The 25,657-nt window shown below is 40.5% G+C and carries 22 protein-coding genes, 6 pseudogenes and 1 riboswitch; of the genes and pseudogenes, 9 read left to right on the top strand and 19 right to left on the bottom strand.

The annotated features are described in order from the left end of the window. Positions 1-47 precede the first annotated feature (47 nt). Complete coding sequence (locus FZ954_RS08305) at positions 48-2,315, top strand: ATP-dependent Clp protease ATP-binding subunit (protein ID WP_125371831.1); 2,268 nt, start codon at positions 48-50, stop codon at positions 2,313-2,315. Positions 2,316-2,400: 85 nt separating this feature from the next. Then, positions 2,401-2,805 (top strand): annotated as a pseudogene (locus FZ954_RS08300) (transposase); the annotation flags it as partial. A gap of 327 nt (positions 2,806-3,132) precedes the next feature. Here FZ954_RS08300 and FZ954_RS08295 read toward each other — a convergent pair. Both FZ954_RS08295 and FZ954_RS08290 read right to left on the bottom strand, forming a co-directional pair. Beyond that, on the bottom strand, positions 3,133-4,443 hold the full coding sequence (locus FZ954_RS08295) for a sensor histidine kinase KdpD (protein WP_045498968.1): 1,311 nt from the start codon (positions 4,441-4,443) through the stop codon (positions 3,133-3,135). Then, complete coding sequence (locus tag FZ954_RS08290) at positions 4,444-5,133, bottom strand: response regulator transcription factor (RefSeq protein ID WP_045498965.1); 690 nt, start codon at positions 5,131-5,133, stop codon at positions 4,444-4,446. Between the two features lie 171 nt (positions 5,134-5,304). Here FZ954_RS08290 and FZ954_RS08285 point away from each other — a divergent pair, with 171 nt between their 5' ends. From FZ954_RS08285 to FZ954_RS08275, 3 genes are read left to right on the top strand one after another with little or no spacing between them, the layout of a single operon-like run. Next, complete coding sequence (locus tag FZ954_RS08285) at positions 5,305-6,213, top strand: ABC transporter ATP-binding protein (protein ID WP_008809655.1); 909 nt, start codon at positions 5,305-5,307, stop codon at positions 6,211-6,213. Next, on the top strand, positions 6,213-6,953 hold the full coding sequence (locus tag FZ954_RS08280; protein ID WP_045498958.1) for an ABC transporter permease: 741 nt from the start codon (positions 6,213-6,215) through the stop codon (positions 6,951-6,953). Before FZ954_RS08285 ends, FZ954_RS08280 begins: the two co-directional genes overlap by 1 nt. Further along, the gene (locus FZ954_RS08275) at positions 6,950-7,678 is read left to right on the top strand and encodes an ABC transporter permease (RefSeq protein WP_045498955.1); all 729 of its coding nucleotides are present in this window, start codon (positions 6,950-6,952) and stop codon (positions 7,676-7,678) included. Before FZ954_RS08280 ends, FZ954_RS08275 begins: the two co-directional genes overlap by 4 nt. Positions 7,679-7,793: 115 nt before the next feature. Here the strand turns inward: FZ954_RS08275 and FZ954_RS08270 are convergent. From FZ954_RS08270 to FZ954_RS08230, 9 genes and pseudogenes are all read right to left on the bottom strand, one after another. Continuing rightward, positions 7,794-9,075 (bottom strand): annotated as a pseudogene (locus FZ954_RS08270) (ISL3 family transposase). A 204-nt stretch (positions 9,076-9,279) separates the two neighbouring features. Beyond that, positions 9,280-11,334 (bottom strand): sodium:proton antiporter, encoded by a 2,055-nt coding sequence (locus FZ954_RS08265; protein WP_148878023.1) that lies wholly within the window; start codon positions 11,332-11,334, stop codon positions 9,280-9,282. Between the two features lie 12 nt (positions 11,335-11,346). Continuing rightward, positions 11,347-11,601, bottom strand: a complete 255-nt coding sequence (locus FZ954_RS08260) for a hypothetical protein (protein WP_148878022.1) — start codon at positions 11,599-11,601, stop codon at positions 11,347-11,349. A gap of 47 nt (positions 11,602-11,648) precedes the next feature. Then, positions 11,649-12,197 (bottom strand): class I SAM-dependent methyltransferase, encoded by a 549-nt coding sequence (locus FZ954_RS08255; RefSeq protein WP_148878021.1) that lies wholly within the window; start codon positions 12,195-12,197, stop codon positions 11,649-11,651. Further along, on the bottom strand, positions 12,191-13,138 hold the full coding sequence (locus tag FZ954_RS08250) for a TIGR01212 family radical SAM protein (protein WP_148878020.1): 948 nt from the start codon (positions 13,136-13,138) through the stop codon (positions 12,191-12,193). The genes FZ954_RS08255 and FZ954_RS08250 overlap by 7 nt, the downstream gene beginning before the upstream one ends. 59 nt (positions 13,139-13,197) lie before the next feature. Further along, positions 13,198-13,497 (bottom strand): MGMT family protein, encoded by a 300-nt coding sequence (locus FZ954_RS08245; protein ID WP_187423352.1) that lies wholly within the window; start codon positions 13,495-13,497, stop codon positions 13,198-13,200. Positions 13,498-13,599: 102 nt separating this feature from the next. Continuing rightward, positions 13,600-14,250, bottom strand: a complete 651-nt coding sequence (locus tag FZ954_RS08240; RefSeq protein ID WP_148878019.1) for a phosphatase PAP2 family protein — start codon at positions 14,248-14,250, stop codon at positions 13,600-13,602. Continuing rightward, positions 14,240-14,803, bottom strand: a complete 564-nt coding sequence (locus FZ954_RS08235) for an ECF transporter S component (RefSeq protein ID WP_045498937.1) — start codon at positions 14,801-14,803, stop codon at positions 14,240-14,242. The genes FZ954_RS08240 and FZ954_RS08235 overlap by 11 nt, the downstream gene beginning before the upstream one ends. Before the next feature lie 154 nt (positions 14,804-14,957). Then, a riboswitch (FMN riboswitch) is annotated at positions 14,958-15,176 on the bottom strand. An 80-nt stretch (positions 15,177-15,256) separates the two neighbouring features. Further along, positions 15,257-15,766 (bottom strand): tRNA (cytidine(34)-2'-O)-methyltransferase, encoded by a 510-nt coding sequence (locus tag FZ954_RS08230; RefSeq protein WP_185774091.1) that lies wholly within the window; start codon positions 15,764-15,766, stop codon positions 15,257-15,259. Between the two features lie 305 nt (positions 15,767-16,071). Here FZ954_RS08230 and trkA point away from each other — a divergent pair, with 305 nt between their 5' ends. Continuing rightward, positions 16,072-17,421 carry a Trk system potassium transporter TrkA gene (gene trkA, locus FZ954_RS08225; RefSeq protein WP_148878018.1) on the top strand — a complete coding sequence of 450 codons (1,350 nt, stop codon included), beginning with the start codon at positions 16,072-16,074 and terminating at the stop codon, positions 17,419-17,421. 4 nt (positions 17,422-17,425) lie between these two features. Then, positions 17,426-18,865 (top strand): TrkH family potassium uptake protein, encoded by a 1,440-nt coding sequence (locus FZ954_RS08220; protein ID WP_148878017.1) that lies wholly within the window; start codon positions 17,426-17,428, stop codon positions 18,863-18,865. Between the two features lie 49 nt (positions 18,866-18,914). Here the strand turns inward: FZ954_RS08220 and tnpA are convergent. Beyond that, positions 18,915-19,267: pseudogene (gene tnpA, locus FZ954_RS08215) on the bottom strand (IS200/IS605 family transposase). A gap of 212 nt (positions 19,268-19,479) precedes the next feature. Then, positions 19,480-19,731, bottom strand: a pseudogene (locus FZ954_RS08210) (AI-2E family transporter); the annotation flags it as partial. Between the two features lie 117 nt (positions 19,732-19,848). Here FZ954_RS08210 and FZ954_RS08205 point away from each other — a divergent pair. Then, positions 19,849-20,643, top strand: a complete 795-nt coding sequence (locus FZ954_RS08205) for an ABC transporter ATP-binding protein (RefSeq protein WP_148878016.1) — start codon at positions 19,849-19,851, stop codon at positions 20,641-20,643. Here FZ954_RS08205 and FZ954_RS11980 read toward each other — a convergent pair. Continuing rightward, positions 20,610-20,744 (bottom strand): hypothetical protein, encoded by a 135-nt coding sequence (locus tag FZ954_RS11980; RefSeq protein ID WP_262366249.1) that lies wholly within the window; start codon positions 20,742-20,744, stop codon positions 20,610-20,612. The two genes, FZ954_RS08205 and FZ954_RS11980, sit on opposite strands and share 34 nt — an antisense overlap. Between FZ954_RS11980 and FZ954_RS08200 the strand changes: the two are divergent. Beyond that, positions 20,694-20,900: pseudogene (locus tag FZ954_RS08200) on the top strand (hypothetical protein); the annotation flags it as partial. The gene FZ954_RS11980 and the pseudogene FZ954_RS08200 sit on opposite strands and share 51 nt — an antisense overlap. 285 nt (positions 20,901-21,185) lie before the next feature. Here FZ954_RS08200 and FZ954_RS08195 read toward each other — a convergent pair. The 5 genes and pseudogenes from FZ954_RS08195 to FZ954_RS08175 form a co-directional block, all read right to left on the bottom strand. Continuing rightward, positions 21,186-21,962: an ABC transporter permease gene (locus FZ954_RS08195; RefSeq protein ID WP_148878014.1), complete on the bottom strand. Its 777-nt coding sequence runs from the start codon at positions 21,960-21,962 to the stop codon at positions 21,186-21,188. Next, on the bottom strand, positions 21,949-22,902 hold the full coding sequence (locus FZ954_RS08190) for an ABC transporter ATP-binding protein (protein ID WP_148878013.1): 954 nt from the start codon (positions 22,900-22,902) through the stop codon (positions 21,949-21,951). The genes FZ954_RS08195 and FZ954_RS08190 overlap by 14 nt, the downstream gene beginning before the upstream one ends. Further along, positions 22,902-23,498, bottom strand: a complete 597-nt coding sequence (locus FZ954_RS08185; RefSeq protein ID WP_148878012.1) for a TetR/AcrR family transcriptional regulator — start codon at positions 23,496-23,498, stop codon at positions 22,902-22,904. Before FZ954_RS08185 ends, FZ954_RS08190 begins: the two co-directional genes overlap by 1 nt. Before the next feature lie 239 nt (positions 23,499-23,737). Then, a pseudogene (locus FZ954_RS08180) lies at positions 23,738-23,839 on the bottom strand (SAM-dependent methyltransferase); the annotation flags it as partial. A gap of 107 nt (positions 23,840-23,946) precedes the next feature. Continuing rightward, entirely contained in the window at positions 23,947-25,560 is a 1,614-nt protein-coding gene (locus FZ954_RS08175) for a ribonuclease Y (protein ID WP_061422435.1), read from the bottom strand. Between the last annotated feature and the right edge of the window lie 97 nt (positions 25,561-25,657).

The following is a 25,657-nucleotide window of genomic DNA, read 5'->3' as shown; positions in this document are numbered from 1 at the left end:
GACCATTTAAAAATAGGTGGATCTACGGCCAAAGAAAGAGGTAGAATATGCTTTGTCAAAATTGTAAAATCAATGAATCAACCATCCATCTCTATACAAATGTAAACGGAAACAAGCAGCAGATTGACCTTTGTCAAAACTGCTACCAAATCATGAAGACAGACCCTAACAATAGCCTTTTTCGAGGACTGACTCAGGCTAACAACCAAGGAATTGATCCTATTGACGATTTCTTTAACAGTCTTGGTAATTTCCAACAACCCCAAGAACCAAATATCCCGCCAACTCAATCTGGAGGAGGCTACGGTGGCGGTGGCTATGGTGGCAATTCCAATCATGGAGGCGGAGCACGCCAACAGGCTCCGCAAAAGCCAAAAGGTCTCCTAGAAGAGTTTGGTATCAATGTGACTGAGATCGCCCGTAAAGGAGAAATTGACCCTGTCATCGGTCGGGACGAAGAGATTACTCGTGTCATTGAAATCCTCAACCGCCGCACCAAAAACAATCCTGTCCTTATTGGAGAGCCCGGTGTCGGAAAAACGGCTGTGGTCGAAGGCCTAGCCCAGAAGATTGTGGATGGGGATGTACCTCATAAACTCCAAGGCAAGGAAGTTATCCGCCTGGACGTTGTCAGCCTAGTACAAGGGACTGGTATCCGAGGTCAATTTGAAGAGCGGATGCAGAAGCTCATGGACGAGATTCGCTCTCGTCAAGATGTCATTCTCTTCATTGATGAAATCCATGAAATTGTCGGAGCGGGTTCTGCTGGCGATGGCAATATGGACGCCGGAAATATCCTTAAACCAGCTCTGGCTCGCGGAGAACTCCAAATGGTTGGAGCGACTACCCTCAATGAATACCGTATCATCGAGAAGGATGCAGCCCTCGAGCGCCGCATGCAGCCCGTTAAGGTAGATGAGCCAACAGTAGAAGAAACCATTACCATCCTCAAAGGGATTCAGAAAAAATACGAAGACTACCATCATGTCAAGTACACAGACGCGGCCATTGAAGCAGCTGCCCTTCTCTCCAACCGCTACATCCAAGACCGCTTCCTGCCAGACAAGGCTATCGACCTCTTGGACGAGGCTGGCTCTAAGATGAATCTGACCCTCAACTTTGTTGATCCTAAAGTTATTGACCAGCGGCTGATTGAGGCAGAAAATCTCAAGGCTCAGGCTACTCGCGACGAAGACTTTGAAAAAGCGGCTTACTTCCGTGATCAGATTGCCAAATACAAGGAACTCCAAAAGACGAGCGTGCTGGATAACGATATTCCAATTATCAGCGAGAAGACCATTGAGCATATCGTGGAGCAAAAGACCAATATCCCAGTTGGCGACCTGAAGGAAAAAGAACAGTCTCAACTAGTCAATCTCGCCAGCGACCTAAAGGCCCATGTCATCGGTCAAGACGATGCAGTGGATAAGATTGCCAAGGCCATCCGCCGGAATCGGGTCGGACTAGGAAGTCCTAATCGCCCAATCGGAAGTTTCCTCTTTGTCGGACCAACTGGTGTCGGTAAGACTGAGCTTTCTAAGCAACTGGCCATTGAGCTCTTTGGCTCGGCTGACAGCATGATTCGCTTTGATATGAGTGAATACATGGAAAAACACAGCGTGGCCAAGCTGGTCGGTGCCCCTCCAGGCTACGTCGGCTATGAGGAAGCTGGCCAGTTGACTGAGCGCGTCCGTCGTAATCCATACTCGCTCATTCTGCTGGATGAGGTAGAAAAGGCCCACCCTGACGTTATGCACATGTTCCTACAGGTTCTGGATGATGGCCGCCTGACCGATGGCCAAGGCCGGACTGTCAGCTTCAAGGACACCATTATCATCATGACATCCAATGCCGGAACGGGCAAAGCTGAAGCCAGCGTTGGCTTTGGGGCAGCTCGTGAAGGCCGTACCAATTCCGTCTTGGGTGAGCTGGGTAACTTCTTCAGTCCTGAGTTTATGAACCGCTTCGACGGCATTATCGAATTCAAGCCACTCAGCAAGGACAATCTGCTGCAGATCGTCAACCTCATGCTGGACGATGTCAACCAGCGCTTAGCAACCAACGACATTCATCTGGATGTTACAGAGAAAGTCAAAGAAAAATTGGTTGATCTTGGCTACGATCCGAAAATGGGTGCTCGTCCATTGCGCCGCACCATTCAAGACCATATCGAAGATGCTATTACTGACTTCTATCTGGAAAATCCAAGCGAAAAAGAGCTCAAAGCTATCATGACCAGCAATGGCAAGATTCTCATCAAGTCAGCCAAAAAGGCTGAAGCAGAAAAAACCAAGCCCGATGAAAGCCAAAGCTAACTGACTTTAACTCTGCGTCTTGATAAACTTTTTAAAACAAAGCAAAAAGGAGCTCTTTGTCAACTGTAGTGGGTTGATGAAAAGGGCTAGTAAGGTGAAACGATCTAATCGAGTGGTTATTCTAGGGTAATTAAAAACGATTTATCGTGCTGAAAATTTAGAAATGGCAGTACAAGCTTTAGAGAACTTTATCGCTGAATGGAAGCCAAAGTATAGGAAAGTCATAGAAAGTCTGGAGAATACGGATAATCTTTTAACTTTTTTCTAGTTTCCCTACCAAATTTGGCACAGCATTTATTCGACAAAGCTCATTGAGTCTCTCAACAAAGAAATTAAACGTCAAACGAAAAAGAAGGTTCTTTTTCCTAACGAAGAAGCCCTGGACCGTTACTTAGTTACTTTGTTTGAAGATTATAATTTCAAGCAAAGTCAACGAATCCATAAAGGGTTTGGTCAATGTTCTGACACACTTGAAAGCTTATTTGATTAGCACTCCATAACTCTACTTGAGTGTTTACACATAATTATTGACAGTATCTAAAGCGTTTTTAGTGTAATTCGTATATAGTTGTTGACAAAACATTTTAACAGTAAAAGAGTGCAACTTTATTTGTTCACTCTTTTTTTGCGTATAACAGAAAAATTTTTGATAAATAGAATAGTATTGCTACTTATTTATCAAAAATTTACGATGATTAGACGAAAGAATACTTTGCCCCAAAAATAGCATTTAGAAATATTTAGAAGATAAATAATGTGTCGCAATGCTCTAAATGGTTAGTGTTCTAAGTGTAAGCTTGTTCTTAGGGGCAGGTCATTATTCCTTTACTAAAGGTAAAGAAATGGTGACTTTTAAGCCTGGATGATTGTCTAAAAAAACAATTTCACCTTGATGTAATTTAATAATTTGTTTGGTGATAACTGTTCCCATACCATGTGATTCATAATTAGTTGATTTTTGATTTAGCTCAGTAATTTTTTGAGCTGTAATATCTCCTTGATCCGCAATGACGATGAGCACTTTATTATCAGATAATTGATAAGTCAGATCAATCTGGTTAGAGCCGCTGTGCATAATACTATTAAGTAAGAGATTTCTAAAAGCTCTTGCTAATAAAGTTACCTCTCCTTTTACCAACACTGTCTCGGCAGGCAAATCAAAATGAAGTGTAATTGTTTCATAATTATTCAATATATCGGCAATTACTGTTCGTAGGACAGTAACCAAATCAAGATTGGAAAATTCGGAGTGACGCTTTTGGTTATCCAATAAGTAGCTCATATTGAGATTAGAAATCATTTCTTTCATAGTTTGAATCTGATTTTCAATTTCCTCTGTCTGCTTTCCTTTGCCATATTGCTGCTCTAACTGACTGTTATAACCTGATATGAGCATAAGAGGATTGCGTAAATCATGACTGACCCCTCTAATCCATTGCTCTTTCATCGTGTTGCTTTCTTCCAAAATATGAGATGTCTCATTGAGAGCCGTCTTAATTTCAGAGAAATTTCCCTTTTCTTTAAGAACGATATTTTGACCTTGAGATAAAGAAGTGACAGCAGTAATAATCGGCTCCATCTCCTTTTTAATACGCAACTTTGATCGGCTCAAAAGAATAAAAATAAGTAAAAGAATAATACCCAAGAAAACAAGTCCCAAACTGAGAAAATTCCTAATAAATTGCGTATTAGCATAGAAATTAAATTTTGCTAAGGAATGCTTTTTAGGATAGCCCAAAACTAAAATTTGCTGACCACGTACATAGGAGAAAACAGGGTAATCTTCTAAATACCAACGTGAAAATTTAACCATATCAGCATTCGTATAATGCTTTTTGAGTCCTTTAGGTAAATGATAAGATTGGACAATATTGCCATCTTGATTCAGTACCATAGCCCAAGTATTTTGTTTATCCATTTCAATTTTGCTGCTTTTATCAAAATTGAAATTATTCTCTTGACTCGATTGAGCGATTTTAGTGTAAAGTAGTTCCGGTTTTTCCTTTCCATAGAAACTAAAATAGGCTGAGAAAACCAAACCATAAACAAAAACAAGTCCTATGATTAAAGCCAAGATTAATAGAACATACCTGGTTAATAACTTAGTAAAAAATTTAACGGTATCCATTTAATTCACCTTTAGTTTGTAACCCAAACCTTTAACCGTTATTAAGCTTTCTGGTTTAGAAGGATTGGCTTCAATCTTTTGTCGAATCTTACGAATATGAGCCATTAGGGTATTATCATAGCCTTGGTATTGTAATCCCCAGACCTTTTCTAAGAGTTGGTCAAAAGTGACAATGCGATTCTTATTATCATATAGGATCTTAAGAATACTGTATTCCTTAGCTGTCAGCTGAATCTCTAGTTTTCCTTTGGTAATCAAGGCTTGGCTAAAATGCACCTGGCAAGCAGGCAAAACAAGGGTATCTTCCTTTTCGGGATAGGCTCTTTTTAAGATGGAAAGAATACGCAGCTCCAAATCTCTTGGGCGGAAAGGCTTGATAATATAGTCATCTGCCCCTAGCTCAAAGCCCTGATATTGTTTTTCTATATCGGAGATTGCCGACAAAAACAAAACAGGAACCGTTGAAGTCTTACGGATACCTTTTAAAACTTCAAATCCTGATCCTTCAGGCAGCATAATGTCTAAAATAACTAAATCAAAAGATTTTTCTTCAAATTGCTCCAAAGCTTCTTTTTGTGATTGTACACTTGTTAGATTGCTAAACCCAGCAATGATCAATGATTCTTGCACCATTTCTAAAATTTCTGGGTTATCGTCTAAAATTAAAATCTTCTTTTCTTTATAATTCATACTATTACCTCAACAAGACTAGTATAACACATTGCTTCCTTAGTCAAGGACTTTAAAGTAAAAATTAAGGAAGAATTAAAGTAATGAACAGGTTAAAATAAAGGAGTTTCATTATAATAAAAATAGCGAAAGGATATAACATCACTCTAAGATTTTTAAAGGAGAAAACAAATGAACAATTATATCGTTGAAACCAACCAATTAAGTAAGGATTTTTCAGGTGAAGTAGCCGTTAATCAGCTCTCTATTCATATTAGAAAAAATGAAATTTATGGTTTTTTAGGACCAAATGGTGCTGGTAAGAGTACTGCTATGAAAATGCTTTTAGGATTGTTGCAACCAAGCCATGGTTCCATTAAGCTCTTTGGCAAAACCTTTAATAGCAATCAAATATCACTCCTCTCAAATGTAGGTTCCCTCATTGAAGAGCCCTCTTACTATGCTAATTTGACCGGTTATGAAAATCTTGAAATTATCCAAAAATTGCTTAAATTACCAAAAAGAAATATTGATGAAGTCTTAAAGATTGTCAGGCTTTTCGATCAAAAAGACAAGCTAGTTAAAAACTATTCACTAGGCATGAAACAACGTTTAGGAATTGCGTTAGCTATTGTTAAATTTCCTAAATTACTGATTTTGGATGAGCCAACTAATGGTTTAGACCCTGCCGGTATTCAAGAAATTCGTGAGCTTATCAAGTCTTTACCACAAAAATACGATATGACTATCATCGTTTCTAGCCATATTCTTTCAGAAATTGAACAGATGGCTACAACTGTTGGCATTATCAATCATGGTCAATTACTTTTTGAAGGCCACCTATCTGACCTTGAAGAAGATGAAAAATATCTGTTTGAGACCAGTGATGATGTAACTGCTAAAAGAATACTAATGTTCAATGGTTTTAATTTAGATGATGACCCAAAATTGATTATCAACGATAACAATAAAGTTAATATAGCCACTGCTATTCGACTCTTAGTTGAAAATAATGTTGATATTTATCAAGTTCGTATGATTCGTCGATCGCTGGAAGATGTTTTCCTTGATATGACAGGACGGGAAGGAAGTGTCTTGTAATGCTGAATTTACAATTAGAATTTATCAAACTAAAAAGACGGTCTTTCTTGTTATCTTTGATTGCTATTGTAGCAGTGGGCTTGATTTGGAGTAGCGTTGTTATCAAATATGAATTACCTAAAACACATGAGGCCTATAATGCCATTTATACCATGACTTACTTGAATGATTTTATTTTGCCACTTTTCATTGCAGTTTTAGCGTCTAGACTACTGGAATTGGAACATCTAGGCAAAACTTTTAAACTCTTGCAAACCAGTAACGAAAGTCCTTGGCAACTTTTTAAAGCTAAATTGACTGTGATGGCTATTTTTGCCTTTGTTGTCAGTTTGATTCAAACGCTTTTTCTGAAATTTATTATTCAAGGCATGCAGGTCAGTGTGACACCTGTTTCATTGAGTCTCTTTTTGTTCACAACTTTTTTGGTTTGTCTCTTTCTGTCTTGTTTACATCTTTGCTTAGCTTTTATCTATCCAAAGCCAAGTGTGACAGTAGTAACAGGCTTAATTGGTTCCTTCCTGTCATTTGTAGGTATCGGTGCGTTACCAGTTCCTATTCGTATTTTCATTCCTTGGCAATATTTCTCTATGATGGGAATCGCTAAACGGGTGGCTGGAACTAACACTTATCTTTTTCAATACGATAATGCTTATCCCTTTAAATTAGTCGTATTATTGCTTATCATTTTTTTAAGCATCTTTGCCAGTAAAAAACTCATTGGAAAGGCGGATCTATTATGATTACTTTTGAATTTAAAAAAATCAAAAAAAGTGCTATTCCGATAACGCTAATCTTCTTTAACCTTGTTGGGTCCTTATTGGGAGCAATGATTTACGCTCTCAATCAAAAGGTGCTCCTAGATGGTACACAAGCTCGCGTCCTTTGGGGACAAACAGTTTTCTATTCCTCGCAGGTATTTACTCCTATTCTGATCGGGATTATCTGTTCCATCAGTTGTCAATTCGAGGAAAGTAATAAAAACTGGCAGCGCTTATTAAGTATTCCGGTTAAGGCCAATCGTATCATTTTATCAAAAATCACCAGCTTATCACTAGTCATGGCTATTAGTCAACTGATAGTTCTTCTCTTATATATTATCAGCGCTTTGGTTTTGAAGGTACCTTTTGCAAATTATCTACTGGACTTTTTGCTTTGGTCTATCACAGGTTGGCTAGCAACCATTACTATTGTCACCATTCAAATTTTTCTTAGTATTCGCTTAAAAAATTTCGCAGTGCCTATTCTTATATCAGCTATTTTGGCTATGGCAGGACTTATGACCCTCTTTATTGGACAAGGTCTTTTTAGAATTTTCCCTTATGCTCAGATTGCTGTTGGTGATCGAGCTCGTTCCTTAGTCCCTTTTACCTTATCTGAATTTATCCTTTTCTTAGTTGTCAATAGTGCTTATATTTTTGTCTTCTATACCTTAGCAGTTAGACAGCTTAAAAAGAGATTTATTTAATCTCATTTATAGTGAAAAACATGAAGAAAGCGAAGATTTATCGTAATTATTATACAATTAATGATCAGCAAATAAAAAGTGAGCTCTTTGTCAACTGTAGTGGGTTCCCAAAAAGTCATACCCTGGAGAGGACCAAATTGGTTCTCTCCTTTTTGATGTTCAAAGCGATGAGAATTCTAGTTTTAAAATTGTCAAAGTTCCGAAAGCCAAAGCATTGCGCTTGATGATTTTGATGAGGTTATTCGTAGCTTCTAGTTTTACATTTGAGTAGGGAAGTTCCAGTGCGTTCAAGATTTTGTCCTTATCTTTCAAAAAGGTCTTAAAAACAGTTAGAAAGATGGGATTTACACAAGAAATGATATCTTCAATGAGATCAAAGAAATGATCAGCCTGTTTCTCTTGAAAATGAAAAAGCAAGAGTTGGTAGAGTTCATAGTGTTCTCGGAGTTCTGGAGAGTAAGAAAGTAGCTTCTCTAGAATCTCTCTATTGGTCAAGTGCAACCGAAAAGTTGGACGATAAAATCGTTTGTGACTTAGTTTCCGACTATCCTGTTGAATGAGTTTCCAGTAGCGTTTGAGTGCTTTATATTCGTGTGATTTCCTATCAAACTGATTCATGATTTGGATGCGGAGGCGGTCCATAGTCCGATTGAGATGCTGTACAATGTGAAAGCGGTCGAGGACAATTTTAGCGTTTGAAAATAGTTTTCTGGCAATATCGTAGTAGGGGCTAAACATGTCCATGGTAATAATTTTGACTCGACTTCTCACTTGTCTAGAATAACGAAAGAAATGATTGCGAATCGTCCCTTGTGTCCGCCCATCTAGGATAGCTATAATCCTTCTTGAATCGAAATCCTGCGCAATGAAGCTCATCTCTATCTGCCGATTGAAACAGTCACTTCCCTGACTGTTTCCACATCCTAGCTCATGTGCGCTGGAAGGTCGTTGAGGTCAGTCTTGAACTTGAATTCTTTTAGTTTGCGAATGACGGTGGAAGTGGAGACAGCCAGGCTTTCCGCGATGGTCGTCATAGGGACTTTCTCGATTAATTTTTGAGTGATTTTCTGATTGATAATCGTTGAGTTGAGATTTTAGTGATTCTTTTTGACTAATGACGTTTCTGCGACAGCCATTTTCCTGCAAAATTTACAACGAAAACGACGTTTTCTTAGACGAATCAATGTCTTGTAACCCGCACACTCTAGATAGGGAATTTTCGATTCTTTTTGAAAGTCATATTTAGCCATTTGTCCTTGGCAGTGAGGGCATTTAGGTGCGATATAATCTAGCTTAGCGATGATTTCTTTATGAGTTCCAGCATCTAGAACATTCAAGATAGTGATGTTAGGGTCTTTTATTCCGAGTAAGTTTGTGATAAAATTTAACTGTTCCATAAGAGTCTTTCTAATGATGGTTTGGTCGCTTTTCATTATAAGTCTTATGGGACTTTTTTTCTACAACAAATAGGCTCCATAATTCCTACAGTGGTGTTACCCACTACAGAAATTATAGAGCCCAAAAAGAGAACGGATAAAGTATTCTGTTCTCTTTTTGAATTCTATTAATTTTTAGTGGAGCTCACTGGATAGCCTTATCTTCTAGCGCTCTCTAGCGTAATTAACCATGTCATAAGGTAGAGTATTGGCTCTTTCTTTCAGTGAGTAATTTTCTAAATTATTGACATTTTGGCGCAGGCGTTTAGCATAGCTACTTGAGATCAATTTCTTTTTCTCATATTCAAAGATAATTTTTCTCTCCAAATAATAGCCCCAGATCATTTCTGAGATGTTATTGGGCTTAAATCGCGCAATAACACGCTCGACGAAGGCACCACTACCGATGATCTCCGTTTCTCTTAGTCGAGATTCCTGCAAAAAAGTAATTAGAGAAGGCTTATAGATACCCTTTAGATGTTCCAAACTTTCGATAATGACTTCGGTATTGGACAGATAAAGCTCTGCTATATCCTCCATATCCTCAGCAGTTAGATGCTTAGCTCCACCTTGCCTCCAAGAGCGCCATCTAGCACCAAGGGTGACGATTTCATGGAGCAACATGCGCAATACGCGCAGTGTAACGAGAAACATATAGGTAAAGCGAGAAACTAAGTTTCGATTGATGCCCTGCTCAATATTATGTAGGTAACGCTGATAAAGATGATAGCTACGATCGCTGATTTTTCCTTCTTCAAAAGCTTGCTCCAAACCATCATTTTCGATACTCAAAATCAATAATTTCAGAGCTGCCAAGTCTCGCTGAGTAGCCTTGTCTTCCTGTTCAAGGATTAGGTTTTCGATACGACCATGGTAATTGTCAATAGCCGCATAGAGAGGTGCCTTAGCCTTGGTTTGCTTGAGGCTTGCTTCCAGCTCACTCACCACTTCATTTAAAATAGCAATGTGCATAAGGTGCTCGTTTTCCTCTTCTCTTTCCTCAGACAGATGAGGGAGAGTGAGTAAACCCGTCAGAAAGCTAAGAAAGGTCACACCTGCTACCAAAAAAAGTAACAAAGGATGATCTTGCTCCAACTGACTCGGAATCAAAAGAATAGTCGCAATGGAGACGGTTCCTTTGACACCTGAAAAGGTCAGTAGCAGCATTTCCTTCAGGTAGTTTCCAACATTCTTGTGCAATCTTCTGATTCGAATGAAGTAAAAAGTGAACAACATGACAAACCGAAGGGCAAAGAGTAGGAAAGTCAGAAGGACAATGCTCACGAGCAGCAAGAGATTATCGTAAATCGGGCTCTTTAAGATTGGCTCTGCAATCATCTCCAGTTCGATCCCTAAAATGATAAAGACAGAGCCATTGAGCATAAAGTTCACTGTATTCCAGATGGTTTCTGTAACCGAATCCACCTGGGCTTCCAGAAGCGTTATCCGCTTGAAGCGACTGGCCTTGAAGATACCTGCGACGACCACTGCGATAATCCCTGAAACATGAATCTCCTCTGCTAAAAAGAAGGTAACCAAGGGTAGACTCAGCTCCAGCAAGAGCTCACTAGCAATATCTGATACTTGGGCACTCATCAGCAGTTTATGCAACCAGCGATTAAGGGCTGCACTGGCCATCCCAACAGCAAATCCTCCAATAATGGAAAGAACTAAGGAAATACTAGCTTTTCCTAGGGAAAAACTTCCTGTAGTCCAAGCCAAAAGAGCCACACGAAAAGCAACTAGACCAGACGCATCGTTAAGCAATCCCTCTCCTTTTAGGATATTTTCCACCCGCTTAGGGAAGGAAAAACGCTCTGATAGGGAAGCAAAGGCTACCAAATCTGTCGGACCCAAAGCGGCTCCTACGGCAATACAGGCCGCCAAGGGCAAAGCAGCCCAGAGAAGATGAGCCAGATAGCCCAAACCAAGCGTTGAAATAAAGATAACTGGAAAAATCAAAAATAAAATGATTCGCCAGTGCTTGAGAATACTGGTAATATTGCTTTCCTCAGCCTCCCGAAAGAGCAATGGCCCGATTACCAAGGCCAAAAATAGCTCTGTATCTAAATGAAATTTCCCATGAGGAAGGAGAAAACCAAGCGAAATTCCCAGCACAATTTGCACTAGAGGTAAAGGAAGCTGGGGCAGCAAACGATTGGTCACATTCGATACAACCAATAAGAGCAAAAAAACAATCGTGTAGAGAAGGATTTCCACTTTGAACCTCCTTTATCTCTGCTGGCAGCACTCTTTAAACAATTCTTTTTGCGCTGAAATCTTTTGATCAATTTTGGATAGATCGCGGTGCTCAATCATCTTTTGGCAACGCTCCATTTCTAAATTCACCAATTTTTTCTTGATTCGCAGCATTTTTTTGTTCATTTTGGCCTCGTCCAAAAGGCCAACAGTCGTTTCTTCATCGGCAGACTCGACGTATTTGTTTCGTAAGCCAGCCAATTTTTCATGCAAATATTGTTTATCCATTTTTTCTCCAAATGATTCCTTAGAAAGTTTTTAAAACTTTGGAATCCTTATTTTTCTTTTAATTTCTCAATCATAACCAAAAAAGGCGGGTTGTTAATCTGATTGATGGTCTTGTAGAGGGCGACAGTGAAGTCCTGCTGGGGCAGCTGACTGACGAAGTCTAGCACCGCATCTTTTTCAACTTCGCCACCTTCATGCCCGTAGTAAATCATGATAGCTGCTCGACCTCCTTTTGCTAAGCCTTGACAGACCTTTCCCAGAGCTTCCAGCGTCGTATCGGGTCTTGTAATGACAGACTTGTCCGCCGAAGGCAAGTAGCCAAGATTAAAAATAGCAGCCTTGAAATGGTCTGTATATTGGTCCAGACTCTCATGGCCAGCCAAGATTAGCTGAGCATTGTCCAAGCCAGCTTCTGCCAAGCGCTGGCGGGTCTTTTCTACAGCCTGCTCCTGAATGTCAAAAGCATAGACTTGCTTGGCCAACTGAGCCAGAAAGAGGGTGTCATGCCCGTTGCCCATCGTAGCGTCCACTACGACATCTTCCTTGGTCACGACTTCTGCCAAAAAGTCATGGGCCATCTGTAAAGGTCTTAACATACGAATCTCTGCTCCTTTGCTTTACAGCCTTGCTTGCTGCCACGACGACGCATTTCTGCCTCGATGGCATTGAGAACTTCCCATTTATTGAGGCTCCACATGGGGCCAATCAACATATCTCGCGGGGCATCGCCTGTGATACGGTGGATAACGATATGCTCAGGGATAATCTCTAGTTGGTCGCAGATGATGGAGACATACTCCTCCTGACTGAGCAGCTGCAGTCGCCCCTCATGATAATCCCGCTGCATGCGGGTATTGGTCATCAAGTGAAGCAAGTGGAGCTTGATTCCCTGAATGTCATTGTCCGTTACACAGCGACGGACATTTTCCAGCATCATCTCATGGGTTTCGCCCGGCAGGCCATTGATCAAGTGAGAGACAATCTCCGCCTTGGGGGCCAGCTTACGAATGCGCTGGACCGTCTCCACATAAAGCTCATAGGAATGAGCACGGTTGATAAGGTCTGAAGTCTCCTCATAGGTAGTCTGAAGGCCCAGCTCCACGGTCACATGCATGCGCTCAGACAGGTCAGCTAAGTAGGCGATGGTCTCATCAGGCAAACAGTCGGGCCGAGTTCCGATATTGAGGCCAACGACACCTGGCTCGTTAATGGCTTGCTCATACCGCTCACGGATCACTTCAAGCTTCTCATGGGTATTGGTGAAATTCTGGAAATAAACCAGATACTTACGAACATCCGGCCACTTACGGTGCATAAAGTCAATTTCCTTATAGAACTGCTCCCGAATGGGCGCATCAGGCGCCACGATGGCATCACCAGAACCCGAAACAGTACAGAAAGTACAGCCTCCATGCGCTACCGTACCATCCCGATTGGGACAGTCAAAGCCCGCATCGATGGGCACTTTAAAAGTCTTTTCTCCAAAAAGTTTTCGATAATAATCATTCAAAGCATTGTAAGATTTCATACCTTCCATTCTACCACAAAAAGGAGCCTAGAAACAAAAATTTCCTCTTTCACTAAGAAAGAAGAAAATCATGCCTCCCACTGATAACGCTTGAGGTCCACACAGCCATTGGACTTCAAGTCTACTCCCTCCGCCCAGAGCAAGTGTGCTTGGTCTTCCCAGCCTGGTGCGAGGCGCCCTGCCGCATTAACTACCCGATGGCAAGGATGCTTGCCGCCATAAATCTCCGACTGACTGAGAATCTTTCCCACCAAGCGGGCGTTTTTAGGCCGCTCAATCAAACGAGCAATCTGGCCATAGGTCGCCACGCGCCCAGCAGGAATCTCATCCACAATGTCTAAAACTAACTTGATGACTTCTGGATTCAAAACGTACAACCTCCTCTTCATCTCACTTGCTCTTATCTTAAAAGAAGAGGCCTCCTTTGTCAAGATAAAAAGGCCGGCAAAGCCAACCTTTCTCATCTCTATTTATTTCTGCTTTCCTGTGAAGCGCCATTGAAAGCGCAGCTGGTCATAAAAGGGAAATTCGATATTGAGAATGGCAAAGCCCATCAAGGCTCCTCCGATCACATCCGTCGGATAGTGCACGCCCAGATAGACTCTGGATGCCATAATGGTCAAGATAAAGAGCAAGAGCAAGCCCTGTACCAAACGCTTGATTTGTTGATTTTGCATCCGTTGCTGGACGATAATAATCAAAGTTCCCACCACAATAGCTGTCGCCATGGCATGCCCACTTGGGAAAGAATAGCCTCCCTCTTCGACCAAATGCAAAATACTTGGCCGGCTTCTTTGATAAACGAGTTTAATCAGCTTAATCAAAATCCCATGTAAGACCAGATTTCCAGCTAGCAAGGCAGCTTCGATCTTCCATTTTTTATAAAGGAAAAATAGGACTAGGGCAGAAACCCAGATAATAATCCCCAGCGGGTCAATGAAACTGGTGACCAGTTTGAAAAATGTCGTCAAAGCTGTGGGGAAGTCTCCTCGCAGCCAAGTTTGAATCGGGCTATCAAAGGCAACTAGCTGCTCTGGATAAAACTTGACCATGTAGCCTAATATGACGAAAAGTAAAAGGGCAAAACTGCCCTTCATTAAAAATGTTTGTTTATCTCTCATAATGTTTTAAGGTTGGTTTCAAGAGGACGTATAACAACCAGAATGAAACAGCAAAGATTACACCCTCAATCAAGTTGAAAGGTAATACCATAGTCATGAGGTAGTTGGAAAGTCCCATAATTTTTCCAATATCAAAGTTGGCAAACTTCGCGTACAAAGGAACAGCGTAAACATAGTTGAGAACCAACATAGCCACGGTTAAACCAATAGTCCCAGCTAGAGAGCCTAGTAGGAAACGAAGGGTTGTCCGTTCCTTTTTCCAAATCAAAGCAAAGACGATGACAAAAACTCCCAAAGCTACAATATTCATTGGCAAACCAATGTAAGTATTCACTCCCTGGCTGTTAAGAAGCAGTTTCAAGAGTGAGCGAAGCAAGAGAACTCCTAGAGCAGCAGGCAAATCCATGACCACCAAGCCCACAAGGACTGGCAAGATACTAAATTCGATCTTGAGGAAGGATGCCGCTGGTAAAAGCGGGAAGTCAAAGTACATCAGCACAAATGAGATGGCTGATAGAATTGCAATGGTCGAAAGTCGACGTGCGTTTGTCATAACAGGTTCCTCCAATTTTCTATAAAATCAGAAGAAGTTAGAAAGGATTCCTCTATCTATTCTCACTTTTTATATCCCAAAAGTTCCCTCTCACTCCATCAAAGCAAGCGGTTACAGTTTAGCTATAAATCTATCAGAACAGACAAAGCTATTCTTTCGTCTTCTCCCATCCAGACTATACTGTCGGTTGTGGAATCGCACCACATCAGCTTTCGCTCGCGGACTTATTTGGCTAAGATATTTTAGATTTATCTAGGCGTTGCAGTCGAAGATAATACTTAAAGTATATCGCGACAAGACAACGACGAGAAAGCTAAAATAGCTAGTCAAAATTACCGCCGGTCGGGAATTTCACCCTGCCCTGAAGACCCTTTAATCATAACAAAAAACGCTTGCAAGTGCAAGCTTTTTGATTGATGTAATCAATATTATTTTAACTTAAGTATTTTTCATTTATTTCAACTTATCCGCTTCGTACTCATGTACCAAGTCTAGTCCTGCAAAGTTCTGTTGCCGTAGGGCTTCGTAGACAATCATGCAGACCGTATTAGAGACATTTAAGCTGCGGACATGCTGGTCATTCATAGGAATGCGCAAGGCCTTTTCTGGATGCTGACGCATAAATTCCTCAGGCAAGCCTTTGTCCTCGCGGCCAAACATAAAATAATGCGGCCCTTCTGCTGCAAAATTCTCTTCCGAGTAGACTTTCTCGGCAAACTTAGAAATCAGATAGAGTCGTCCGTCCATCTGCTTCATAAAGTCATCTAGACTCTCATAGAAGCTAATATCCAGCTTGTCCCAATAATCCAGTCCAGCCCGCTTCATCTTACGATCGTCAATGGGAAAGCCCATGGGCTTGATGATATGGAGGGGAGAATTGGTCGCTGCGCAAGTACGAGCAATATTGCCTGTATTCTGTGGAATTTGTGGTTCAAAAAGGACGATATGATTTTGCTGAGACATAATTTTTTCCTGATTTTCATTAGAATAAAAAAATAGCCACACTGCCCGGAGTCAAGCTCAGCAAACAGCGTGGTTAAGGCATCATTAACTTACATCACAACAGGTTTGATGTAAATCAATGAGGGTACTTTCCTAGTATATCATTTTCTTCCGACAAGTCAATAAAAATGACCTCAAAAAGTGAGATTTTTGTAGGATTTCTTTTGAAACAGCTTACTATTCTGTAAAAAACGACTTTATTGAGATTTATAGATGAAATTTTATATAAAAAAAGGTATGATAGATACATATTCGGGAGGAATAATATGAAAATTATCGTCGTCGGAAGCGGGAAGGTCGGAGCCGCCCTTTGTCGCTCGCTCGTTGCTGAAAAGCATGATGTCGTTTTAATTGAACAAAATGAAGCTGTTCTAAATCATATTACAAAACGTTACGATATTATGGGCATCGTTGGAAATGGTGCGAATTTTAAAATCTTGGAGCAGGCAGATGTTGCCCACTGTGATATCTTTATTGCCATGACGGAGCAGGATGAGGTCAACATGGTTTCAGCCGTTCTCGCAAAGAAAATGGGGGCCAAAGAAACCATTGTCCGTGTGAGAAATCCTGAATACTCAAATGCTTATTTTAAAGAAAAAAATATTCTAGGCTTCTCTCTGATGGTCAATCCTGAACTCCTAGCTGCTCGTTATATTGCCAATATTATTGATTTTCCTAATGCTCTGTCATTGGAGCATTTTGCCAATGGCCGAGTGACCTTGATGGAATTCAAAATCAAGCCAGAAAGTTATCTCTGCCAAATGAATCTCTCGCAATTTAGGAAGCATTTCCCCCACGTTATTATCTGTGCTATTGAGAGAGAAGGAAAACTCAGTATTCCAGATGGGGATTTCACCTTGCAGCCATCTGATAAAATCTTCCTGACTGGAAATCGTTCAGAAATTGTCCGCTTCCACAATAAAATCCGGCCAAGAGTCATCAAGAGCCTCATGATTATCGGGGCAGGCAAGATTGCCTATTATCTCTTAAACATTCTCAAAAATAGCAAGATTGAGTTCAAGGTCGTCGAGATCAATCGCCAGCGGGCAGAGTTCTTTAGCCAAGAATTCCCTGAACTCTACGTGGTCAATGGAGACGGTACAGCTAAAGATATTCTACTCGAGGAAAGAGCTGCGCATTACGATGCAATAGCTACTCTGACAGGTGTCGATGAAGAAAATATCATCACCTCCATGTTCCTCAACAATCTTGGCGTTCAAAAAAACATTACCAAGATTAACCGGACAAGTCTCCTCGAGATTATTGACAATCAAGACTTCGCAAGTATTGTCACGCCAAAAGGGATTGCCGTTGATACCATTATGCACTTTATCCGCGGACGGAATAACGCGCAATTCTCCAGCCTAGAAGCCTTGCACCATGTAGCAAATGGCCAGATTGAAACGCTCCAATTCCAGATCAACGAAGGAAATAAAATGATCGAACAGCCTCTTTCTCAGCTCAAATTGAGGAGCGGGGTACTGATTGCTGCTATCATTCGTCAAGGCGTAGCCATCTTCCCAAGTGGAGATGACTATTTGGAAGTCGGAGATAAGATCATCGTGACAACCCTGATTCAAAACATCGATAAGATTTACGATTTGTTAGAGAGGTAGCCCCATGAATAGACCTATGATTCGCTTTCTCCTCTCTAAACTCCTGCTCATCGAAGCAGCTCTCTTGTTGGTTCCAACAATCGTTGCCCTGATCTACCGTGAAGATCTTGAAGTCTTCCTTTCGATCGGCGCTACAATGATTATTTTAGTGATTTTGGGTGGATTAGGTTCAGCCTTTAAGCCTAAGGATGCCCACATTTACACCAAGGAAGGGGTCCTGATTGTTGCCCTTTGCTGGATTCTCTGGTCCTTCTTTGGCGCTCTGCCTTTTGTCTTTTCTGGCCAGATTCCGAATCTAATTGATGCTTTCTTTGAAGTCAGCTCTGGCTTTACCACTACTGGTGCCACAATCTTAAACGATGTATCTGTCCTTTCCCACTCTCTCCTCTTTTGGCGTAGTTTCACCCACTTGATTGGAGGAATGGGGGTGCTGGTCTTTGCCTTAGCTATCATGGACAATGCCAAAAATGGCCACTTAGAGGTTATGAAAGCGGAAGTTCCTGGACCAGTCTTTGGTAAGGTTGTGTCGAAATTAAGAAACACTGCCCAGATTCTTTATATTATCTATCTAGCGCTCTTTGCCCTTTTTGCCTTTCTTTATTTCCTCGCCGGCATGCCACTCTTTGATAGTATCGTCATCGCAATGGGAACGGCTGGTACGGGAGGCTTCACTGTCTTTAACGACGGAATTGCCCATTACAACAGCTCTCTAATCACCTATCTCGTCAGCTTCGGCGTTCTGACCTTTGGGGTAAACTTCAATCTCTACTATTATCTCTTGATTCGAAGATTTAAAGCCTGTTTTCATGACGAGGAGTTGAAAGGCTATCTCTGGATTGTACTCACTGCCACCATTTTGATTAGCTTCAATGTTCTCCATGTTTACGGGGAATTTGCTAAAAGTTTAGAAATTTCATTTTTCCAAGTTTCCAACATTATTACTACGACAGGATTCGGCTATGGAGATACCGTACAGTGGCCCCTCTTCTCACAAGTCATTCTGCTGCTACTCATGTGTTTAGGAGGTTCTGCTGGCTCCACCGCTGGCGGTTTCAAAGTAATCCGTGCCATTATCATCGGCCGCATCGCTAAAAACCAAATCCTTTCCACGCTTTCGCCAAACCGCGTTCTAACCATGCATATCAACGGCGCTGTTTTGGATAAAGATACCCAACACAAGGTTCTCAAATATTTGGCTGTTTATATTTTGATTATCGCAGCTTTGATTTTCATCATCAGTCTGGACAATAACAATCTAATGACTGTTACCAGTGCTGTCATCAGCTGTTTCAATAATATCGGACCAATGATTGGAACAACCGAGACCTTCTCTATCTATAGCCCATTTTCTAAATTCCTCCTCTCTCTTGCCATGATTGCAGGACGTTTAGAGATCTATCCGATCCTGCTTCTATTCCTACCAAGAACCTGGTCTAATAGATAGCAGGAAAATAGCTATCGTTACTTCGACTAGAGCCCGTAACAGCGGGCTTTTATCTTGTTCTAAAACCGCCATATAAAAATTTCTCCTCGTACTCTTTGACACTTAACTTTTCAAGGACAATGTTATTTTTCTCTTGTTCGCGAATCTATTTGGCAACTGTCTTTCCGTTTGGGCCAACGATACTTACATATTTATCAAATATCCCGTGAAATCAAAACTCGAAAGTTTTGGAGAGATTTAGGCAAGCATGCAAATATGATCTGGCATCATCTGTCCCTCAATAATTTCCACACCTTTGTATTGACATAAATGACGAAAAATCTCAATGAGATCTCGTCTTATTTTGTAGTAAATGATTTTTCTGCGATACTTGGGGGTAAAGATGATAGGATATTTGCACATCCATTTGGTATGTGATAAACAGCAACTGATTTTATCCAATTCTTTTTCCTCCTTTGTCTTACCTGAACAAATAGATTCTACTAGGAAAAAGAAATGAAAGCTCAAAGCCTTGGCAACCACCAGCTTAGCTGTGGTAGTTTTCTTGTTTTTCTCTACGAGAAAAACTGACTTGAAGCCATAATGAAAATAAGGCGGAAGGCCCTTCTTCCGTCTTATTTCTGGTCTCGAGACTCTGGAATCAATCGATTCCCAAACTCTTTGCTCTTCTTCTGCTGCTGGGCTTCCTTGGGATTATCATAGCGATTAAGCAAGAACTTAGCGATTTCTTTGAGGATAGAATAAGTCGGGATTGCCACAATCATCCCTAGTACGCCATAGATATTGCTGGATAAGAGCAAGAGCACCATGATAGTAATAGGATCGACCTTCATCACACCACCAACGATACGGGGATAAGAAAGATTATCGTTAGCAAAAAGACCTACATCAGCTTACTTTTATGAAACATTTGTCTCCTCCTATCAGTTATTTATCATAAATTTTGTTATAATAAAGGAGTTTTAACGAAAGAGAGAGTAAAAATGGAAAAAATTATCAAACTGGAAAATGTAAGCTTGGCCAAACAAGGCCGAACCATCTTAAAAGATCTCAACTGGCAGGTGAAAAAGGGGGAGCATTGGGCCATCCTTGGTCTCAACGGCTCAGGAAAGTCTACTCTCCTGCGCTTGCTTATGGCTGAACATTGGAAGACTCAGGGCAAGGTGATGGTTCTCGGTACGGAATTTGGTGCTGGAGACATTCCTCAGCTGCGAACTAAGATTGGAGTAGTTGGCTCCTTCATTGCTGAGCGCCTGCCCAGCCATCTCACTGCTGAAGAAATCGTCTTGACAGGAAAGTATAAAAGCAGTATTCTCTATGCTCCTTACGGACAAGCAGAACTGGACCAAGCTAGGGAAATGCTGGCTTCCATTGGCGGACAAGATTTGATTGGCCGGAGCTACAGCAGTCTGTCTCAAGGGGAAAAGCAGCTCTTGCTGATTGCGCGCAGTCTTATGGAAAAGCCAGAATTGCTTATCTTAGACGAAGCGACCAGCGGTCTGGATCTCTTTGCCCGCGAGCGTCTGCTGGATCAGATTGGTAAGATTACACAGATGAATCAGGCACCAACCATCCTCTATGTCACCCACCATGTAGAGGAAATCACTGCTGCTATGGATCATGTCCTGCTCCTGAAAGAAGGAGAGATTATTGCCCAAGGTCCCAAAGAGGACATTTTTCACAAAGAGGTCATGGATCGCTTCTATCCTCAGCCAGTCGAGCTGATCGATCTGGGAGAAGACCGTTATTTCATCAAGGTGGAGAACAGGCCCTTATGAAGTAATTTTCTAACGCCATCTTCAAACTGGGCTAGGTTCTGATTCTGACCATGACTGCGATTGTCTTGCTTTTCCTGTCTGGGCAGATTCTGCTGTCCCATACTTATATCCCTTTAAGGATTGCTGAGGAGTCCCAATTCATCAGTAAGCCTTGGTATTTCTACCCCATCCTCCTGCTCTTTCTCCTCAGCTTCTTTTTAATCCGGCCCCTGTTGGAAAAGGTTCAGACCAAGTATTTTTTTCGGATTTTGTCCCTCACCTGACTAATGCTATGACTACGGAATTTTACCTTGTTCTAAAACTGCCATCTGAGAAAGCTTTGACACTTAACTTTTCAAGGACAAGGTCATTTTTTCCCAATCACATATATTAGAAACTATCTTTTCATTTAGTCCAACGATATTCACATAGTCCCCTCTCCCCAAAACTTTCGATTGTCATAATACATCCCCTCTTGTTCTTCAATCTGAACAGGAGGGGTTGTTTTGATTTGAAATGAATCAGACTTGGCTTTGTGTTATTAGCATTTTCATCACTTCATTTTAATCGTAATCAGCATACCTCCACCAAGCTATTGTCGCGATAAGACCTAGAATACTTACCCCAAATAAACTGACAATGCTCCCAAAATTCAATAGTGCTTTTCCTGCAATACCACTTGCGAGTGCAGGAATCGCCCATGGAATGTATTTCCCAAAGTTAAGAGCAGAACCAAGCTGAGAAAAAATAATAGTAAAAATGATAAATGCCAATGGTGACAAATATCCCCGACCTAAACAAGCAAAAAAGGCCACTGGAGTAGAGAGTACGATCGTAAGAGTGGTGCAATAACCAAAAGTAAGTATACCTTTGAAAATCACCGTTAAGCTCCCACCCTCAAGTCCAATCAGATCGCCAGTTAATAATCCCAATAAAAGTTCAAAAATTGATAGAATATAACTCCATAGAGCGATAACGATAAACTTGGATAATACGATTGTATCTCTTTTTATCGGGAGTGCTAATAGGTCTATCATCGTTTTATCAGAATATTCTCTACCAAAAATCCAAGATGCTGTAAATCCAAAAATGAGCAATCCCCCAACAGAAATGACTTGTGATACGGTCATTAAGTACGACGACCAGTCTGTTATCCTCATCATTTCCATTTTTGCAGAAATCAATCCAAGATTTTTGAAATTCTCTGGATATTTCATCATAGTTGCAAACAACCCAACAATAAAAGGAACTAAACAGATAGAACAAGCAGTTACGATGGAAAGTTTTGATTTTATTAACTTTCTCCATTCAATTAAAATACAGGAATTAAGCTTTTTCATTCGAGATTCCTCCATGATAGTCATTCAGTATTCTTAAGAAATAATGCTCTAAATCTTCTTTCTCAACAGCCAACGATTTGGGCGGATAACCTGCATGAACCAGCAATGTAGCAATTTCTTCCGGATATTCCACAGATTTTCTATCAGTTAATTCTAAGAAATGGATATTATTTTCTGTGTCTGATTGAATATTTACTTGATAGCCATGATTAGATAATACTTCTTTCATGGCCTTATTATTAGAACCACTTACTAGTAACTTCTTTTCTAAGTACTGTTCTAATTCATTGCTTTCAACTTCTCTTATAAGTCTGCCCTCATGTATAATGACTATTCTAGTCGCAATCTTAGATATTTCCTCCAGATTATGACTGGAAATAAGAACCGTTGTGCCTAGATTATTCGCCAATTCCTTTAATAGTTCTCTCACTTCAATAACTCCAAAAGGATCTAATCCATTTGTTGGCTCATCAAGAATTAGAATTTTAGGTTTATGAATAATCGCTTTTGCAATTCCTAAACGCGCAACATTTCCTAAAGAAAGATGCTTCTCCTGTTTATGTTCATATTGCTTTAGTTTTAATTTTTCAATTACCCAGTCAATATTATCTTTATCAACTCCTCTTAATTTACCAACGATTTCTAAATTTTCTCTCACCGTTAAATCCGGATAAGAATAAGGCGTCTCAATAATATAACCTATTTCGTTTCGAAGTTCTAAATTACTCAGATCTAACTTTTTTCCTTGAATATAACACTCTCCTGATGTAGATTTTATCAATCCTAGCATCATACTCATCGTCGTTGTTTTCCCAGCACCATTTAATCCTAAAAAACCTACTATTTCACCAGGTTTTATTGATAAATTCAAGTTGTTGACAACATTTTTTGTTCCATATCTTTTAGAAAGGTTTGCGGTTCTAATTGCTTCTTTCACCATTACCTGTCCTCCTTAGTAATTTGCTCAACAATTCCTTGTATGACTAACTTCAATGTGGTATCAAATTGTTTTTCACCGATTTCCTCGATGTGTAGAATAGTCATCGCAATCGTTCTAAATAAAGCAGAGACGATTTCTAGCGATACATTTTCTCTAATGTTGATTCGGTATACAATTTCTTTAACCATCCTATCATCTATCATATGGTGATTTGTTATCACCTCTTTTGGCAATCTTCTTATAAGTAATTCCATTTCATGATTTTTAAATATGGTATACATAAATGAGTATCGAAAATCTTGATAAAAATCATAAAGTAACTCTACCAGACGATTTGTATCTATCTTGGTTTCCATACCTAATTGTTCTGTCAGACGATTCATAACATCTATTTGATATTCTTCTAAGACCGTAAAAAATAACATTTCTTTTGAGGAATAAAAATTATAAAAAGAACCTTTGGAAATATCAGCCAAGGCCGCCATTTGGTCAACTGTTGTTTTCTTAACCCCATATCTTTGAAGGCATTCCTTTGCAACTTTATGTAATTTCTTTCTAATTACTTCTTTTTCTTCAGTAGTAAAAGCAGCAGCCATAACTTCCTCCTAAAAACGCTATGACGTTTTTTTATTTTTCAGTCATAGATTATCATATAAACTGAAAAATGTCAAAAGTCTTATATCTTCTTTGTAAGAAAATATAAGATTTTAAATTTACATACACCTTAATTCTCTTCTTTTAGAGCTATTTATTTGATTTTCACGATTTTAAAAATAAGGATACAGTACTGAAAGCTCCTATTATCTGGCTTTTCTCTCTGTATCCTTATTGTATCTCAAGTTCCTTCTCTCAATTTCTCAATCATGATCAAGAAAAGCGGGTTGTTAATCTGATTGATGGTCTTGTAGAGGGCAAGGGTGAAGTCCTGTTGAGGCAGGTAACCAAGATTAGCTGAGCATTGTTCAAGCCAGCTTCTTCCAAACAATAGCGGTTTAATACTTCATTTAAAACAAACAAAAAGGTTGAGATATTGTCTCAACCGTTTTATTTAGCATAATCAACTGCTCGCATTTCGCGAATGACTGTGACCTTAATATTTCCTGGATATTCCAAGTTGTTTTCAATCTTTTCACGCACATCATGTGCCAAGATTGTAATCTTGTCATCCTTGATTTTCTCTGGACTGACCATGATTCGGATTTCACGACCTGCTTGAAGGGCAAAGCTTGTCTTAACCCCTTCAAAGCTATTCGCAATTTCTTCCAAATCTTGCAATCGCTTGATGTAGCTTTCCAGCGACTCACTGCGAGCTCCTGGACGAGCTGCGCTCAAGGCATCCGCTGCTGCAACGATGACTGCAATAACGCTCTCAGGTTCCACATCTCCGTGGTGGCTAGCAATTGTATTGATAACAACTGGATGCTCCTTATACTTACGAGCCAACTCAGTTCCAATTTCTACGTGGCTGCCTTCTACTTCTCGGTCGATAGCCTTACCAATATCATGGAGGAAACCAGCACGGCGAGCCAAGTTAACATTTTCACCCAACTCTCCAGCAATAACTCCAGCCAGTTTGGCAACCTCAATCGAGTGACGGAGAACATTTTGCCCGTAAGAAGTACGGAACTGCAAGCGACCCATGATTTTCATCAAATCAGGGTGCAAGTTTGGTGCTCCAATTTCATAAGCTGCGGCTTCACCATACTCACGAATACGATTGTCAATCTCTAAGCGATTCTTTTCGACCAATTCCTCGATACGAGCCGGATGGATCCGACCATCCTTGAGAAGAGCTTCCATGGTCATCCGAGCAATCTCACGGCGAACTGGATCGAAACCTGAAAGAGTAACCACTTCAGGCGTATCATCAATGATAACATCAATCCCTGTCAAGCTTTCAAAGGTTCGAATATTGCGACCTTCACGTCCGATAATCCGTCCCTTCATACTGTCATCAGGAAGATGAACCGTTGAATTGGTCTGCTCAGCCACATAGTCACCAGCAATCCGCTGCATAGCTTGAACCAAGATATCCTTGGCCACCTTGTCCGAACGCTCTTTGATATCCTGCTCCGCTTCCCGAATACGAGTCGCGATTTCCTTAGACAGCTTGTCCTCGGTCTTGGTCAAGATAATCTCACGCGCTTCCGTCTGAGTCAAGGACGCTACCCGCTCAAGCTCAGCTTCTTTTTGCTTCTCTAGCTCAGCTACTTGTGCTTCACGCGCATCAATGTGTTTAGCTTTATCAGTCAGACTTTGTTCTTTATGCTCCAAAGTCTTTTCCTTGTTGGTTAAATTATCATCTTTGCGGTCAAGACTACTTGCACGCTCTGTCAAGCGGCTTTCAATTTGTTTTAACTCCTGACGCTCAGACTTAAATTCTGCATCAACCTCTTCACGATATTTTCTGGCTTCTTCTTTTGCCTCCAAAAGTGCTTCTTTTTTAAGCGAACTGGTTTCGCGCATCGCTTCTTTGACAATCAAATCCGCTTCGCGTTCTGCCTGACCGCGTAAATTGGTTGCTTCTTGTTCAGCATTTAAAAGAGTAAGTTCCGCGGCTTCTTTAGATGCTTTCATCTTAACCGCGATTCCTACATACCCAATCACTAAACCAATGATGGCAGCAAAAACAAAAGCAGCTATCGTATATAAGCCCATGTTTTTACTCCAAATCTATTTAATTATTGAATTCAAAATTCCTTTTTATTCTATCATAAATAGCAGAAATTCACAAATCAATTTTTTGAAAAAGAAG

This window comes from Streptococcus sp. Marseille-P7375, from assembly GCF_902460365.1.
Lineage (GTDB): Bacteria > Bacillota > Bacilli > Lactobacillales > Streptococcaceae > Streptococcus > Streptococcus cristatus_I.
Note: the sequence above shows the minus strand (reverse complement) of the source record. Positions and strands in the feature narration are given on the sequence as shown.